Raw genomic sequence first — 14,419 nt, 5'->3', positions numbered from 1 at the left:
TGTTGCCAATCCTGCTTGCGATTGGCGACTATGGTGCACCATAACAATGAGCAGGCCGCGTCATGACCAGAGCCGCCCGCAGCACAGACCCTTCATACGAGCTGATGGATGACCATGAAGGGTTATCCATTATCTATCGCCAGCATGGGTTTCCTTGCCCACTGGTGAGGTGGCACTTTCACAAGGAATACGAACTGCACCTGATCACCGCCAGCTCAGGGAAAGTATTCATTGGGGATTACATAGGCAACTTCACGCCTGGGAGCCTGTTTCTTACAGGGCCCAACCTTCCTCACAACTGGATCAGCCAAGTGGAGGAATGCCAGCACTTTCCCCAGCGGGACATGCTGGTGAACTTCACCGATGTATTGTTCGAGTCCGCCCATGCTGTGTTTGCCGAGCTGAAAACCCTCGCCCCGCTGCTGGACAGAGCCCGCTACGGCATCGAATTCAAGGACAAGGCCCTGATACATGAAGCGGACCGGTTGATGGCATTGATCGCCCAAACTACCGGGGTAAGCCGCCTGGGGTATTTTCTGGTGCTGATGGAAGCCCTCGCCAATACCCATGACTACGCCCTGCTGTCCGCGACGAGTGCGGCAGCGCTTGCCGATGACAGTAATATGGAGCGTACCAATCGCGCGGTGGACTATATTTTTGCGCACTACGGCCGAGAGCTGTGCCTGGAGGAAGTTGCGGACCACCTGAACATGAAGCCGACTTATTTCTCTCGCGTGTTCAAGCAATCCACCGGGCGAAGCTTTGTAGAGTTTGTGAACCGGTTACGGATCAGCAAATCCTGCGAGCTGCTTGCCGATGGCCATACCCCTGTCACCGACGTCTGTTTCGAATCCGGCTTCAATAATATTTCCAACTTCAATCGTCGCTTCCAGCAGCTCAAGGGCATGACGCCTAGCGATTACAGGCGCCTGGCCGTACAGAGGCTCACTGAGCAAAACCTTCAAGTGTCCGCGCTAGGTTGATGATAAGCGGCCAGAATCCCCCAACGCGTATTCAGGGGTGAGCTACGCTAATCATAGGCATTGCAGCGTTGCTACCAGAATGCTTATCTCGCCTGAGCCCGTTGCTTGAGGGACTACCATGAAGAATGTTGCCCAATTGCTTCATTTGCCCAGATTTCCAGGCTTTGGCTTGGTGTCCGATACCTATGATCAAGGCCGGCCTGGCTACCCGCCAGCTATCAAGAAGTGGCTGGCCGATGAAATGCAGATCAAGAACCAGACCAAGGTCCTTGACCTTGGCTCAGGGACGGGCAAATTCACACGCCTGCTGGCTGAACTCCGGGCCGATGTGACTGCTGTGGAACCAGAAGCCAGCATGCGGGCCCGTTTCGAACGCAATGTACCCTCAGTGCCTGTACTGGATGGTGTTGCAGAAGACCTGCCGCTCGCCTCCGGCAGCATGAATGCCGTGATCTGTGCCCAGTCCTTTCATTTGTTCGCCAGCGAGAAGGCCATGGCAGAAATCCATCGTGTGCTTAAACCGGGTGGGCACCTAGGGCTGTTCTGGAACGTGCGCGACACCCGTGTGGGGTGGGTCGGCGAGCTGGCCAACATCGTCAATCGTTATGCCGGTGAGCAGCCTCGCTACTACGATAACCGTTGGCGCGAGCCGTTGCTGGACGGTATCAAGCGAGGCTATGCACCCCTCAGGGAAGCCACCTGGCAGCACCTGCACACTGGAAGCCCTGAGGACGTTATCGTACGTCGGATAAAATCCATCAGCTTCATTGCGGCCCGCCCAGAGGACGAAAAAGCCAAGATCATCGCCGAGGTGCGCGAACTGATCGCACACCATCCCGAGCTGGCCGGCAAAGCGGAAGTCAGCGTGCCCTATGAAACGCATGCGGTAAGGACGGTGAAAATCCTGCCCTAACCGACTTAATGTTCTGTTTTTTCCTCCACGCGCTGCGCAATAAGAGGCCCCAGTGACAGCACGCCCCACGCCAATACCGTGCTAAGCACTGCCGTGGCCTCTCGGCCAAGCCCTGCAGCTGTACCAATAGCTGCCGTCATCCAAAGGCCAGCAGCCGTGGTAAGCCCCTTTACATCGTGGGTGTTGAGCTGGCTACCCTTCAGAATCGTCCCGGCGCCTAGAAAACCGATACCTGCGACAATGCCTTGCACAACCCGGCTTAAAGCATCGGCCTCTGAACCCGCCATTTGCGGGACCATCACGAACAGCGCAGCGCCGATAGACACCAGCATGTGGGTCCGCACGCCAGCCGCCTTCCCTTTCTGTTCCCGCTGAAACCCCAGGATACCGCCTAGCAAGGCTGCGACCAGCAACCGAGCCGTGACCTTGGTCAACTGCTCCACATCGGCAATGTCAGCGAATTCTTCCTGCAAGGCCGTTACCACTTCATTCCACCCGTTCATGCGAGCACCCGTTACAATGATGCGGTTCGACTCTACCGGCGAGGGCAAGTGCCCGATCAGGTGCACATTTGCGCCGCTATCTTGAGTAACCTACCGTTCGGTTATCGCACTTATTCATAGGCTACCGCCAAGGCAATATTGACGCCTGATAGGGCGGCTGATATTCCTGTACCACCCAGTTAGTTTTGCCCCCGGCATTGTAACGACGGCCCGCGTGATAATAAAAACAACGGAGACAACCATGGCCAGCCATGACACTCATTCCCAAGGTTCACATCAGACCAGGAAAGCGACCGCCAGCGGCTGGGTCGGTTCTGCACTGGAATACTACGATTTCTTCATCTATGCCCAGGCGGCAGCCCTGATCTTCCCGCAGATCTTCTTTCCCTCCAGTGACCCAAAGATTGCCATTGTCGCGTCGCTGGCGACGTATGGCGTAGGTTATGTGGCCCGGCCCATCGGTGCGCTGGTACTGGGCCATTTGGGTGACACCCGTGGGCGCAAGAACGTGCTGTTGATGTGCATGTTCCTGATGGGCTTCGCCACTATGGCAGTAGGGCTATTGCCCACGTACAACCAAGTGGGGTTCCTGGCACCCACGTTGCTGGTGATTTTGCGCCTGGTACAAGGTTTCGCTGTGGCTGGCGAGATCTCCGGAGCCAGCTCCATGATCATGGAACATGCGCCCTTTGGTCGACGCGGCTACTACGCCAGCTACACGTTGCAAGGTGTACAGGCCGGGCAGATCTTCGCTGCAGCTATCTTCCTGCCCTTGGCGTACTTCATGCCGGATGACGCGTTCAACAGTTGGGGCTGGCGCATCCCTTTCCTGCTGTCGGCTGTTGTACTGATCGCTGGCGTGATCATTCGCCGGGAAGTACACGAGACCCCTGCGTTCACCCAAGCTGAAGCTAAAGGTACGGTGACCAAGTCACCTGTAGCAGAAGCCTTCCAGAAAAACTGGCAGAACATGGGCCTGGTGATGTGCATGGCCTTGATGAACGTTATCCCCGTGGTAGCGACTGTATTTGGCGCGGCCTACGCCGTTCAGCCGGCCTACGGCATTGGCTTTTCCAAGAGCGTTTACTTGTGGATTCCTGTGGTGGGCAACTTGGTTGCCGTGCTGGTGATCCCTTTTGTAGGCAACTGGTCAGACAAAGTAGGCCGTCGCCCGATGATCATCGGTGGCGCGTTAAGCGCAGGGTTGCTGTCCTTTGGTTACCTGTATGCCATCAGTATTCACAGCGTACCGCTGGCGTTCGGCATGTCGCTGCTGATGTGGGGCGTGGTGTATCAAGGTTATAACGCTGTGTTCCCAAGCTTTTATCCTGAGCTGTTCCAGACACGCTATCGGGTCTCTGCGATGGCCATTTCCCAGAACGTAGGCACGATGATCACGGCGCTGCTTCCTGCCTTGTTCGCAGCCGTGGCGCCTCCTGGGTCAGACAATATTCCTTTGACCGTGGGCAGCATTGCCTTTGCTGTCACGGCTGTTGCAGCACTGGCAGCCTACACAGCGCGGGAAACCTACCGCATTCCTATGGAAGAACTGGGAAAGCGCAATGCCGTACCGCTTGAAAAACGCGACTACGACGCCATGCGCGCCCAGGCCGCCCCGCCGGTCTGACACTTAACGTGCAACGCGTTGAAACGCCGGGAACTACCCGGCGTTTCCTTGTACGGCTCACACATGCGCAGCGCGGGGGGCTACGGACCGAACATGGGCAATGAACGCGTCTGCTGGAAGGGGTCGCCCCAGCAGGTGGCCTTGAAGCGAATCACATCCCAAGCGGGTCAGAAACGCTCGCTGCGCCTCCGTTTCTACCCCTTCGGCCACGATGCGCAAGCCCAGTGCCTGCCCAACCGCTACAATGGCAGACACGATCGCCGCGTCCTCACTGCCCTGGTGAAGGTCGCGCACAAACCCTCGATCGATTTTCAGCTCGCTGGCAGGAAGCCGCTTGAGGTACATCAGGCTCGAATAGCCGGTGCCGAAATCGTCGATCGCAATATCTACCTCCCTATCAGCCAACTGTTGCAGGATGGCCATGCTGGCTTCTACGTTCTGCATAGCCGTGGTTTCCGTGATTTCCAGGGTGAGGTTGCGCGCGCAAAGGCTACTGTTGGCCAGCGCGTGCGCCACGCTGTCTACCAGCCCACCATACCCAAATTGCACGGCCGACAGGTTGACCGCCATACGCCATTGCGTATAGCCCAATCGATACCACTCGGCCATCTGCCGACAAGCTTCGCCTAGCACCCATTCGCCGATGGAGACGATCAGCCCGGTCTTTTCGGCTAGGTCGATAAAGGTATCTGGCCCCAGCAAACCTAGCTGCGGGTGCTGCCAGCGCAGCAAAGCTTCGGCGCCCACGGCATGACCACTTATGGCATCGAACTTGGGTTGATAAAACAGGCGAAATTCACCTCGCGCCGAGGCCGTGCGCAAGTCCTGGATCAAGTCAAGCTGGCGACGTGCGTTGCTCTTCATGGACGCATCGAAAAAGCAGTACATGTTCTTGCCATTGTGTTTGGCGTGATACATGGCCGCGTCGGCGTTGACCAGCAATTGATGCGGGTCGGCCCCGCCCCCGGGGTACAGCACCACGCCTATGCTGGCCGATACCCGCAAGCTGTGTTCACTCACCCAGAAGGGCTCGGCCAGCAACAGCACCTGCGCCGCCGCTGCCGCCACTGCATCCCCTGCGCGACGTAGCGGAACCAGCAGCACGAATTCGTCTGCCCCCATACGTGCCAAGGTAGCCTGCGCAGACAGGCCAGCGCACAACCGCCTGGTGACCGCCAGCAACAGCTGGTCCCCCATGTAATGACCAAACGCATCGTTGATAGGCTTGAACCCGTCCAGGTCGATAAACATCAATGCGAAGCACGTGGAATGCTGGTGGGCCTGTTGCATGGCTTGTGCGATACGGTCGCTCAGCAGAATCCGATTTGGCAGGCCCGTCAGGTTGTCATGCAAGGCCAGGCGGGTGAGTTGCCTGTTGGCTGCCGTCAATGACTGGGCAAGGTCGGCAGTGCGCGCCTCAAGGCGCGCGTCCAGTACGGACGTCAGCAAGGCGATGGCCAGCACGGAAAACGTGGTCACGATCACCAGGTAAACCAGGCCGTCGCCGTTGAGGTTCAGCCTCTCAAGGGCACCGCATACGCTGCCCATCGGAAAACGCGCCGCAGCCATGCCGGTGTAATGCATCCCCACGATGGCCAGGCCCAGCACTACCGCTGCCCCGGCACGGGCCACACGCACGTAGGGCACATGACGGCGTAGCCGGTAAGCGATGATCAACCCCACCGCAGATGCGCCTACGGCTATCAACAAGGAAGCTGCAAACAGAACCGCATCATAGGTGATGCTGGGGGACAGCCGCATGGCCGCCATGCCCATGTAATGCATACCGGCCATACCTGCGCCCAGCACCGCAGCGCCGACGGCCAGCTGCGGCCAGGGCAATGTAGCGCGGCTCGTCAGCCACAACGCGAAGCCTGCGCTGCCAACGGCAATGAGTAACGACAAGAGCGTAAGCGCCAGGTTATAGCCCAATTCGATCGGCAACTCAAAGGCCAGCATGCCGATAAAATGCATCGACCAGATGCCTGTGCCCATGGCCAGGGAACCGCCTGCCATCCATAGGTGTGCAGACCGGCCACGGGCACTGGCGATGCGCCCTGCCAGGTCGAGTGCCGTATACGCAGCCAGTATCGCGACCAGGCATGACACGGCGACCAAAGGAGCAGAATAGGTTCCAATGAGCATAGGGTCTACCAGACAATCTCGATTGGAAAACCTCGCAGTCCCTCATGAAGGGAACAGAGACTAACGTATGGAAGGCACACCTAAGCCGTGAAGCACAACGCGTGCTAGTATCATAAAGCCACTAGCCAGGTGCCGAATAGCTGCATAAACGTTAAGAATTGTACATGATAAGCCTGGCTGTACATGTTTATATGGCTGCGCGCCGGCTGTGATCATCCAGGGGGTTGCCTGAATAATCGCTCCATCCGCCAGAAGCAACCTTCTTCACCCACCACCTGCAACCCCATCCGGGCGTAAAGCCGCTGCGCCGGGTTGTCTTTGAACACCATCAGCCTCAGCCGTGGCAAATGGCGCGCCGCCGCTAGCTCTGTTGCGTGGGCTAGCACAGCTTCACCAACGCCCTGCCCCCGCGCTTGTTCCACCAGGTGCAATTCGCGTATGTACAAGGCGCGCGGGTCTGCGCTCAAGCTCACGAAACCTACCGGCAAGGCGGCCCGGCGCAGCAGGTAGTTTTCCCGCCATGCCCAGCCAGTGTCGAAATCAATGTCTCGCCACAGCAACCCATGGCGGGTGTAGTACGGCATCATGGTGCAACGCGCCAGGCTTCGCGCAAATGCAAGCTCAGCGTCGCCTGCCGGTAGAAACTCCAGGTCCATGGTGTGCTCCACAGCAACATCAGTACGGGCACAGTGGGCATTGCAGCCGTGCCAAGGCTCACGTAAGCTCCAGACCACCTCAGGAGACACTAACATGCCACACGCCTTGCACACGACCCTTCGCCCTGCCTCGTTGGCCGGCGTAGCCGTGTGTGCCGCACGTGGCTATGACGCTGCGTATTTTGGCTATTGGTTTAGCCCTATGCGCGCCTGATCCCCTGATACAGGCGCCCCACTCTCGGGTCGCCTGGCAACGTTTTTCGAAACCCCCGGTCGGCCTTCCGATCGGGGGTTTTGCTTTTTCGGCTTTGCACTTTCAACCGTAACGTCTGGAGTTCACACCATGTACTACGCCCTCTACCGCAGCGTTTCCTCTTACACCTGGCGATTTAGCGAACCCCGTTCGGTACAGCCCGCCGCCTCCGACCGGTCCACCCAAGGTGGCGAAACCCTTGCCCGCTCCAGCCGGCGCTTACGAACACCCTCGACACCCCGCTTGCGTGCCTGACACGCAGCGGGCGATAAGGATTGCACATGAATACCCAGGTCACCCCTTCGAACCTCACCACGTCCCGCCTCACCCCCTTGCCTACCGTTGAACCCTGCCAAGGCATCGGCCAGCGGTTGCCGACGGCTTTCGAACTTCGGCAGGCTTTGCCCCCAAGCCCCTCGCTGCAGGCACGTATCAAGCATCAGCGCCAGCAAGTGCGGGACATTCTCGACGGCCACGACGCCCGCCTGCTGGTGATTGCTGGCCCCTGCTCCCTCCATGATCCTGAAAGCGCCCTTGAATACGGTGCGCGGTTGGCCACCCTGGCCAACGCCCTGCAGGATGAGCTGCTGATCGTAATGCGGGCCTACATCGAGAAGCCGCGTACTACGGTAGGCTGGAAAGGCCTGCTATACGACCCGCGCCTGGATGGCAGTGATGACATGCTGCTGGGCCTTACTCTGTCACGGGAGCTGATGGTGGGCTTGGCCGAACTGGGCCTACCCTTGGCCGGCGAGCTGTTGCAGCCCATGGCCACCGCCTATTTCGAGGACCTGCTGACCTGGGGGGCGGTAGGTGCGCGCACTACTGAATCCCAGGTGCACCGCGAGATGGTCAGTGGCCTGTCTTTGCCCGTAGGGTTCAAGAACGGCACTGATGGCGGCTTGGCCGTGGCGTGCGATGCCATTCGCAGCGCGGCGCACCCGCACCGTCACTTCGGCCTGGACTTGCACGGCCATCCGGCCATCCTGCGCAGCGAAGGGAACCGGGATTGTCACCTGGTGCTGCGTGGCGGCCATGGCGGCCCCAACTACAGCGAACAGCACCTGGCACACGCACGCCTGCGATTGCTCAACGCCGGTGTCAATCCTCGGCTAATCGTAGACTGCAGCCATGCCAACAGTGGCAAGAACCCTGCGCTGCAGCCGAAGGTGCTGGCGGACGTGCTGCGTCAACGGCGGGCCGGGAACCGGGACGTGGTAGGGGTGATGCTTGAGAGCCATCTGTTCGAAGGGGCTCAACGCCTGGAGGGCGACTTGCGCTATGGGGTATCGGTCACCGACGGCTGCCTGGGCTGGGAAGCCACCGAGGCTGCGCTGCGAGCGGCCTGCAGGCGAGCCTGACGTCATGGGCTAGCCTGCAAGGCTGGCTCAGGGTAGGCTGTTGCGTTCATTTACGGAGGAACCTGTACCATGGCCAAAGCCACCGCACGCCACATCCTGGTATCCAGCGAAGACAAGTGCAACGAACTTAAAGCCCAGATCGAGGGCGGCGCAGACTTCGCCGAAATTGCCAAGGCCAATTCCAGCTGCCCGTCCAGCCGTCAAGGTGGCGACCTTGGCTCCTTTGGCCCAGGCCAGATGGTCAAGGAATTCGATACTGTGGTCTTCAGCGCACCGGTGAACACCGTGCAAGGCCCGGTGAAAACCCAGTTCGGCTACCACCTGCTGGAAGTGACCAGCCGCCAGGACTGACCCTTCGCCGCCTTAAAAAACGGTTCGCCTGGCGCGAGCCGTTTTTTTTCCAGGCGTGGACGTGCATGATGGCAGCCGGACATTTTTGCAGACCCGCTCAAGGCAGCCAATGCGAACGGTTTTCCACCTGTTAGGCGGGGCATTGGCCTTGCTGGCCTCGGCCCATGCCTTCGCCATTCCCCAGCCGGCCCTGACCGTCTATGGGGAACCGCCCAAGTACCCTGCCGGGTTTCAACACTTCGACTACGTAAACCCCCTGGCCCCCAAGGGGGGCAGCTTTCGCCGTTCCGCCACGGATATTGGCCAGTTCGACCACCTGATGCCTTATATCGACACAGGCATTGGGGTTTCTCAAGTCGATGGCCTGGTGTACTCACCCCTGGCCACACGGTCCCTTGATGAGCCCTACACGGTCTACGGGCTGGTGGCCAAGGCCATGGAATTGAGCGACGACGGCCTGAGCCTTCGCTTCTACCTCGACCCCCGTGCCCGTTTTGCGGACGATACGCCCATCACTGCTGAAGACGTGCGCTACAGTTTCAACCTGCTCATGACCCAGGGCAGCCTGCGCTACCGCGCGCAGTTTGCAGACGTGGCTCAGGTGGTGGTAGAGGGCGAACGCCAAGTGCGTTTTGATTTCAAGAACCGCGACAGTCGTACCCTGCCATTGGAAGTCGCGGCCTTGCCGGTGTTTCCCGAGCACTGGTGGAAAAGCCGGGATTTTGCCAGTGGCGGCGGCTTCGAGCCGCCTCTTGGCAGTGGGCCTTACCGGGTAGGCAAGGTGGATAACGGCCGCAGTATCACGTTTGAGCGTAACCCGAGCTGGTGGGGCAATGACCTACCCGTTAACCGCGGCCTCTACAATTTCGACACCTTCAGCGTGGAGTATTTCGGCGACATCGAAGTGGCCCGCCAGGTACTGCGGGGCGGTGGGTTCGACTACAACCGCGAGTTCTCCGCCACCGCGTACACCATCGGCTACGCCAGCCCTGCCTTGGAGGACGGGCGCCTCCAACGGGCGCACCTGGCCCCAAAAGGCCTGCAGCCAGCCCAAGGTTACGTATTTAACCTGGCCCGCCCACTGTTTCAGGACAGGCGTGTGCGCCGGGCATTAGCCCTGCTCTGGGACTTTGAGTGGAGCAATCGGCAGCTCATGCGCAGTATGTACATCCGCCAGCAAAGCTTCTTTTCAAACAGCCCACTGGCTGCGACCCAGCCGCCTACCCCAGCAGAGCTGCACGTGCTCGAACCCCTGCGCGGCCAGGTGCCGGATGAAGTGTTTGGGGCAGCGCTCCAAGCCCCGAAAACGGATGGCACTGGCATTACCAGGGACAAGCAATTGCAAGCGTTGCAGCTGCTGGCCGACGCAGGGTGGCACCCGGAGGGTGATCGGCTGGTCAATGCCAAGGGTGAGCCTCTGCAGTTCACCTTCCTCAATACCCAAAGCAGCCTTGAGCGCCTGCTGCTGCCTTACAAGCGTACGCTGGCACAGATCGGCATCGATTTGCAGATCCGCCGCATCGACCCGTCCCAGTACCTGAACCGGCTGATGGCCCGGGACTACGACATGATTATCGCCGGTTACCCGGTATCGGCATCGCCAGGGCTTGAGCTGGTCAACTATTTCGGTTCGGCTGCTGCGACCGATACCGGCTCGGGCAACTACATGGTGCTGCGCGACCCCGCCGTGGACCGGCTGATCGAAGGCGTCGTCAAAGCCACCACGTTCGACGACATGGTCACCTATGCCCACGCTCTGGACCGTGTACTGCAGTGGAACGACTACTGGATTCCCAATTACTACCCGCCGGGAACCTCCACGGTGTGGTGGAACCGGTTCGGCATTCCCAAGGTTCAAGCGGCCTACGATGAGGCGCCGGAAACCTGGTGGGAGGTCAGCCCCACGGCGTTGACCACTGAGCAGATGGCGCAGAAGGTGCGCCCATGACCGTCTATATCTTGCGGCGCCTGTTGCTGATTATTCCTACCTTGGTTGTCATTCTGCTGGTGAATTTCGTGATCGTGCAGGCGGCGCCCGGTGGGCCAGTGGAGCAGGCCATGGCCAGGTTGCAAGGGGTAGGCGCCACAGGCACAGGGGGCGGTGGGGGCGACAGTGCACAAGGCAGTTCCCGCGCCAGCCGGGGCCTGGACCCGAAAATGATCCAGGCCATCGAGCGCCAGTACGGGTTTGACAAGCCTGCCCCCGAACGGCTGTGGCTGATGCTCCAGCACTATGCCGTGTTCGACTTTGGCAACAGCTTCTTTCGCGGCGCCAAAGTCACTGACCTGATACTGGAAAAAATGCCAGTCACCCTGTCGCTGGGGTTCTGGGCCACGCTCATTACCTACCTGGTGTCTATCCCCTTGGGTATCCGGAAGGCGGTTCGCCATGGCAGCCCTTTTGACGTCTGGAGCAGCACGGCGGTCGTCGTCGGATACGCCATGCCCTCCTTCCTGTTCGCCATGCTGCTGATCGTCGTGTTTTGCGGGGGCACGGGCTTGAACTGGTTTCCCGTACGCGGCCTGGTGTCGGACAACTTCGATGCGTTGTCCCCGCTGGGGAAAGTGGCCGACTACTTCTGGCACCTGGTGCTACCCGTGCTGTCCCTGGTGATCGGAGGTTTCGCCAGCCTGACCATCCTGACCAAAAACGCCTTTTTGAACGAGGTCACCCGCCAGTATGTGGTCACTGCGCGCGCCAAAGGCGTTAGTGAGCGACGGGTGCTGTACGGCCATGTGCTGCGCAATGCCATGCTGCTGGTGGTAGCCGGCCTGCCCCAGGCGTTTATCAGCGTATTTTTTGCCGGCTCGCTGCTGGTGGAAGTCATTTTCTCGCTCGATGGCCTGGGCCGCATGAGTTATGACGCCGCCGTGTCACGTGACTACCCGGTCGTGTTCGGCTCGCTGTTTCTGTTCACGCTGTTCGGCCTGCTGATCAAGCTGGTCGGGGACCTGTGCTACACCCTGGTCGACCCCCGTATCGATTTTTCGAGGAACACCTGATGCGCCTGTCCTCGTTGGCGCAGCGGCGCCTGAAACGCTTGCGCGATAACCGCCGGGGCTGGTGGTCCTTGTGGTTGTTCATGGCCTTGTTCGCGCTATGCCTGGGGGCTGAAGGCGTGGCCAATGACAAGCCGCTGATACTCAAGGCGGGCGGTCATTACTACTTCCCCGTGTTCAAGCGTTACACCGAGCAGCAGCTGGGCGGTGTGCTGCCCTTCCAACCCGACTATCGCAGCCAGTACGTTCGCCAACTTGTGGCGGACCGGGGCGGCTGGATGCTTTTTCCACCCATTGCGTTCGGCCCCGACACGCCCAACTACGACCTCACCACGCCGGCCCCTAGCCCGCCTACAACGATGAATTGGCTGGGTACCGACGATCAAGCCAGGGATGTACTGGCTCGGGTGCTGTACGGTGCGCGAATCTCGATCCTGTTTGCCGTGGCGTTGACCGTGCTCAGCGCGCTGATCGGGGTGGCTGCTGGGGCCTTGCAAGGTTACTACGGTGGGTGGGTAGACTTGTTCGGCCAGCGTTTGCAGGAGGTGTGGTCCGGGCTGCCGGTGCTGTACCTGCTGATCATCCTGTCGGGCTTCGTAGAGCCAGGCTTCTGGTGGCTGCTGGGGATCATGACCCTGTTTTCATGGCTGGCTCTGGTGGATGTGGTACGTGCCGAATTCCTGCGGGGGCGTAGCCTAGAGTACGTAAAAGCCGCCCGTGCGCTGGGGCTGTCAACGCGCAAGGTCATCGTGCGGCATATCCTGCCCAACGCCATGAACGCTACCCTCAGCTACCTGCCTTTTATTCTCACCGGCGCCATCACCACGCTCAGTGCCTTGGACTTTCTGGGCTTCGGCATGCCTGCAGGCAGTGCCTCCCTAGGTGAGCTGATCGCCCAGGGCAAGGAGAACCTGCAAGCGCCTTGGCTAGGGCTCACAGCTTTCTTTTCCCTGGCGCTCATTCTCTGCCTGCTGGTGTTTATTGGCGAAGCGTTGCGCGACGCTTTCGACCCCCGTGCCTGAACCGGAACCTGCCATGCCTGAACCTTTGATCGACATTCGCGACCTGTGGATCGCCTTCAACGGCCAGCCCGTAGTGCGTAACCTGTCCCTGCGCCTCCACGCCGGGGAATGCCTGGCGCTGGTGGGCGAATCCGGTTCGGGCAAGTCCGTGACGGCCAACGCCATCTTGCAATTGCTGCCCGCCAATGCCTGCCACAGCCAAGGCAGTATCCGCTATCAAGGCCGGGAACTGCTGGGCGCTGATGCGCAGACCCTGCAGGAGATTCGTGGCAATCGCATTGCCATGATCTTCCAGGAGCCCATGACATCGCTGAACCCTTTGCACACAGTGGAACGGCAGATTGGCGAAACGCTGCTTGTCCACCGGGGCGTCGCGGGAAAAGCGGCCAAGGCGCGGATTCTGGAACTGCTGGGGCTGGTCGGGATCGCCGACCCCCTGTCGCGCCTTAAAGCCTACCCTCACCAGTTGTCTGGCGGGCAACGCCAGCGGGTGATGATCGCCATGGCCCTGGCGTGCGAGCCAGACGTGCTGATCGCTGACGAGCCCACCACCGCCCTGGACGTTACGGTGCAACGCAAGATCCTGACGTTGCTCAAGTCCCTACAGCAGCGGCTCGGCATGGCATTGCTGCTGATCAGCCACGACCTGAACCTGGTGCGCAGCATTGCCCAGCGCGTATGCGTGATGCGGGGCGGTGAGATCGTGGAACAGGCCGCCTGTGAGGACCTGTTCAACGCCCCCCAGCACCCATACAGCCGCTTGTTGCTGGGCGCCGAACCTGCTGGAGAAGCCCTGCCACTGGACACCCACGAAGCCGTACTGGACGTGCGGAACCTGAAGGTCTGGTATGCACTGGGCGGTGGATGGCTGCGCAAGCCCTGGCAGCACATCAAGGCCGTGGACGGCGTTAGCCTGAGTGTGCAGCGCGGCAAAACCTTAGGCATTGTGGGTGAGTCCGGCTCAGGCAAGTCCACCCTTGGGCAGGCCATCCTTCGGTTGATCGACGCTGAAGGCCAGGTCACCTTCGAGGGCCAGGCGTTGCACACGCTTAACCAGGCGCAGATGCGGCCCTGGCGCAAGAAAATGCAAGTGGTGTTCCAAGACCCTTACGGCAGCCTCAGCCCCCGGCTGTCTGTGGCACAGATCATTTCCGAGGGGTTGGAAGTGCACCTGAGTTCCACTGCCCAACAGCGTGATGAACTCGTCGCCCACGCACTGCGCGACGTGGGCCTGGACCCAGAGACCCGCCACCGCTACCCCCATGAGTTTTCAGGAGGCCAGCGCCAGCGCATTGCTATTGCCCGGGCGCTGGTGCTCAAGCCGGCACTTATCCTGCTTGACGAGCCTACGTCCGCACTGGACCGCACTGTGCAAAAGCAAGTGGTTGCCCTACTGCGCCAGTTGCAGGAACGCCATGGCCTGACCTACCTCTTCATCAGCCATGACTTGGCCGTGATTCGGTCATTGGCTCACGACATCATCGTGCTCAAGGATGGCCAGGTGGTAGAACAAGGGCCCAGCCACGCCGTGTTCGAAGCGCCACAACACCCGTATACCCAGGAATTGCTGGCAGCTTCTGCCTTGGCGCCCTTACCCTGAAACCG

13 protein-coding genes are annotated in these 14,419 nt (G+C 60.1%); 10 read left to right on the top strand and 3 right to left on the bottom strand.

Annotated elements, in window-relative coordinates:
- The first annotated feature begins 62 nt into the window (after positions 1-62).
- Both HBH25_RS01865 and HBH25_RS01860 read left to right on the top strand, forming a co-directional pair.
- Complete coding sequence (locus HBH25_RS01865) at positions 63-983, top strand: AraC family transcriptional regulator (RefSeq protein WP_168080932.1); 921 nt, start codon at positions 63-65, stop codon at positions 981-983.
- 118 nt (positions 984-1,101) lie between these two features.
- The gene (locus HBH25_RS01860; RefSeq protein WP_168080930.1) at positions 1,102-1,896 is read left to right on the top strand and encodes a class I SAM-dependent methyltransferase; all 795 of its coding nucleotides are present in this window, start codon (positions 1,102-1,104) and stop codon (positions 1,894-1,896) included.
- A gap of 5 nt (positions 1,897-1,901) precedes the next feature.
- On the opposite strand, the gene HBH25_RS01855 is transcribed toward HBH25_RS01860, so the two are convergent.
- On the bottom strand, positions 1,902-2,399 hold the full coding sequence (locus HBH25_RS01855; protein ID WP_168080928.1) for an MgtC/SapB family protein: 498 nt from the start codon (positions 2,397-2,399) through the stop codon (positions 1,902-1,904).
- Positions 2,400-2,640: 241 nt separating this feature from the next.
- On the opposite strand from HBH25_RS01855, the gene HBH25_RS01850 reads away from it, so the two are divergent.
- On the top strand, positions 2,641-4,026 hold the full coding sequence (locus HBH25_RS01850) for an MFS transporter (RefSeq protein WP_168080926.1): 1,386 nt from the start codon (positions 2,641-2,643) through the stop codon (positions 4,024-4,026).
- Between the two features lie 57 nt (positions 4,027-4,083).
- Here HBH25_RS01850 and HBH25_RS01845 read toward each other — a convergent pair whose 3' ends face one another.
- The gene (locus tag HBH25_RS01845) at positions 4,084-6,171 is read right to left on the bottom strand and encodes a putative bifunctional diguanylate cyclase/phosphodiesterase (RefSeq protein WP_168080924.1); all 2,088 of its coding nucleotides are present in this window, start codon (positions 6,169-6,171) and stop codon (positions 4,084-4,086) included.
- A gap of 212 nt (positions 6,172-6,383) precedes the next feature.
- A complete protein-coding gene (locus HBH25_RS01840; protein ID WP_168081431.1) occupies positions 6,384-6,827 on the bottom strand; it encodes a GNAT family N-acetyltransferase in 444 nt (147 codons plus the stop codon).
- Between the two features lie 343 nt (positions 6,828-7,170).
- Here HBH25_RS01840 and HBH25_RS01835 point away from each other — a divergent pair, with 343 nt between their 5' ends.
- From HBH25_RS01835 to HBH25_RS01805, 7 genes are all read left to right on the top strand, one after another.
- Positions 7,171-7,335 (top strand): hypothetical protein, encoded by a 165-nt coding sequence (locus HBH25_RS01835; protein ID WP_168080922.1) that lies wholly within the window; start codon positions 7,171-7,173, stop codon positions 7,333-7,335.
- Between the two features lie 26 nt (positions 7,336-7,361).
- Entirely contained in the window at positions 7,362-8,441 is a 1,080-nt protein-coding gene (locus HBH25_RS01830; RefSeq protein WP_168080920.1) for a 3-deoxy-7-phosphoheptulonate synthase, read from the top strand.
- A gap of 69 nt (positions 8,442-8,510) precedes the next feature.
- A complete protein-coding gene (locus HBH25_RS01825; RefSeq protein WP_003417019.1) occupies positions 8,511-8,792 on the top strand; it encodes a peptidylprolyl isomerase in 282 nt (93 codons plus the stop codon).
- Between the two features lie 109 nt (positions 8,793-8,901).
- A complete protein-coding gene (locus tag HBH25_RS01820; RefSeq protein WP_168080918.1) occupies positions 8,902-10,740 on the top strand; it encodes an extracellular solute-binding protein in 1,839 nt (612 codons plus the stop codon).
- Complete coding sequence (locus HBH25_RS01815; protein ID WP_168080916.1) at positions 10,737-11,795, top strand: microcin C ABC transporter permease YejB; 1,059 nt, start codon at positions 10,737-10,739, stop codon at positions 11,793-11,795. The genes HBH25_RS01820 and HBH25_RS01815 overlap by 4 nt, the downstream gene beginning before the upstream one ends.
- The gene (locus HBH25_RS01810; RefSeq protein WP_168081429.1) at positions 11,792-12,814 is read left to right on the top strand and encodes an ABC transporter permease; all 1,023 of its coding nucleotides are present in this window, start codon (positions 11,792-11,794) and stop codon (positions 12,812-12,814) included. Before HBH25_RS01815 ends, HBH25_RS01810 begins: the two co-directional genes overlap by 4 nt.
- A 13-nt stretch (positions 12,815-12,827) precedes the next feature.
- The gene (locus HBH25_RS01805; protein ID WP_168080914.1) at positions 12,828-14,414 is read left to right on the top strand and encodes an ABC transporter ATP-binding protein; all 1,587 of its coding nucleotides are present in this window, start codon (positions 12,828-12,830) and stop codon (positions 14,412-14,414) included.
- The last annotated feature ends 5 nt before the right edge of the window (positions 14,415-14,419 follow it).

This window comes from Pseudomonas quercus (genome assembly GCF_012033695.1).
Lineage (GTDB): Bacteria > Pseudomonadota > Gammaproteobacteria > Pseudomonadales > Pseudomonadaceae > Aquipseudomonas > Aquipseudomonas quercus.
This window is presented reverse-complemented; position numbering and strand designations above follow the sequence as displayed.

Bases quoted from the DNA above. Each gene is read 5' to 3' on its own strand.
- HBH25_RS01860 (WP_168080930.1), top strand. From the start codon at position 1,102: ATGAAGAATGTTGCCCAATTGCTTCATTTGCCCAGATTTCCAGGCTTT.
- HBH25_RS01830 (WP_168080920.1), top strand. From the start codon at position 7,362: ATGAATACCCAGGTCACCCCTTCGAACCTCACCACGTCCCGCCTCACC.
- HBH25_RS01840 (WP_168081431.1), bottom strand. From the start codon at position 6,827: ATGGACCTGGAGTTTCTACCGGCAGGCGACGCTGAGCTTGCATTTGCG.
- HBH25_RS01835 (WP_168080922.1), top strand. From the start codon at position 7,171: ATGTACTACGCCCTCTACCGCAGCGTTTCCTCTTACACCTGGCGATTT.
- HBH25_RS01815 (WP_168080916.1), top strand. From the start codon at position 10,737: ATGACCGTCTATATCTTGCGGCGCCTGTTGCTGATTATTCCTACCTTG.
- HBH25_RS01865 (WP_168080932.1), top strand. From the start codon at position 63: ATGACCAGAGCCGCCCGCAGCACAGACCCTTCATACGAGCTGATGGAT.
- HBH25_RS01820 (WP_168080918.1), top strand. From the start codon at position 8,902: ATGCGAACGGTTTTCCACCTGTTAGGCGGGGCATTGGCCTTGCTGGCC.
- HBH25_RS01805 (WP_168080914.1), top strand. From the start codon at position 12,828: ATGCCTGAACCTTTGATCGACATTCGCGACCTGTGGATCGCCTTCAAC.
- HBH25_RS01855 (WP_168080928.1), bottom strand. From the start codon at position 2,399: ATGAACGGGTGGAATGAAGTGGTAACGGCCTTGCAGGAAGAATTCGCT.
- HBH25_RS01850 (WP_168080926.1), top strand. From the start codon at position 2,641: ATGGCCAGCCATGACACTCATTCCCAAGGTTCACATCAGACCAGGAAA.
- HBH25_RS01825 (WP_003417019.1), top strand. From the start codon at position 8,511: ATGGCCAAAGCCACCGCACGCCACATCCTGGTATCCAGCGAAGACAAG.
- HBH25_RS01845 (WP_168080924.1), bottom strand. From the start codon at position 6,171: ATGCTCATTGGAACCTATTCTGCTCCTTTGGTCGCCGTGTCATGCCTG.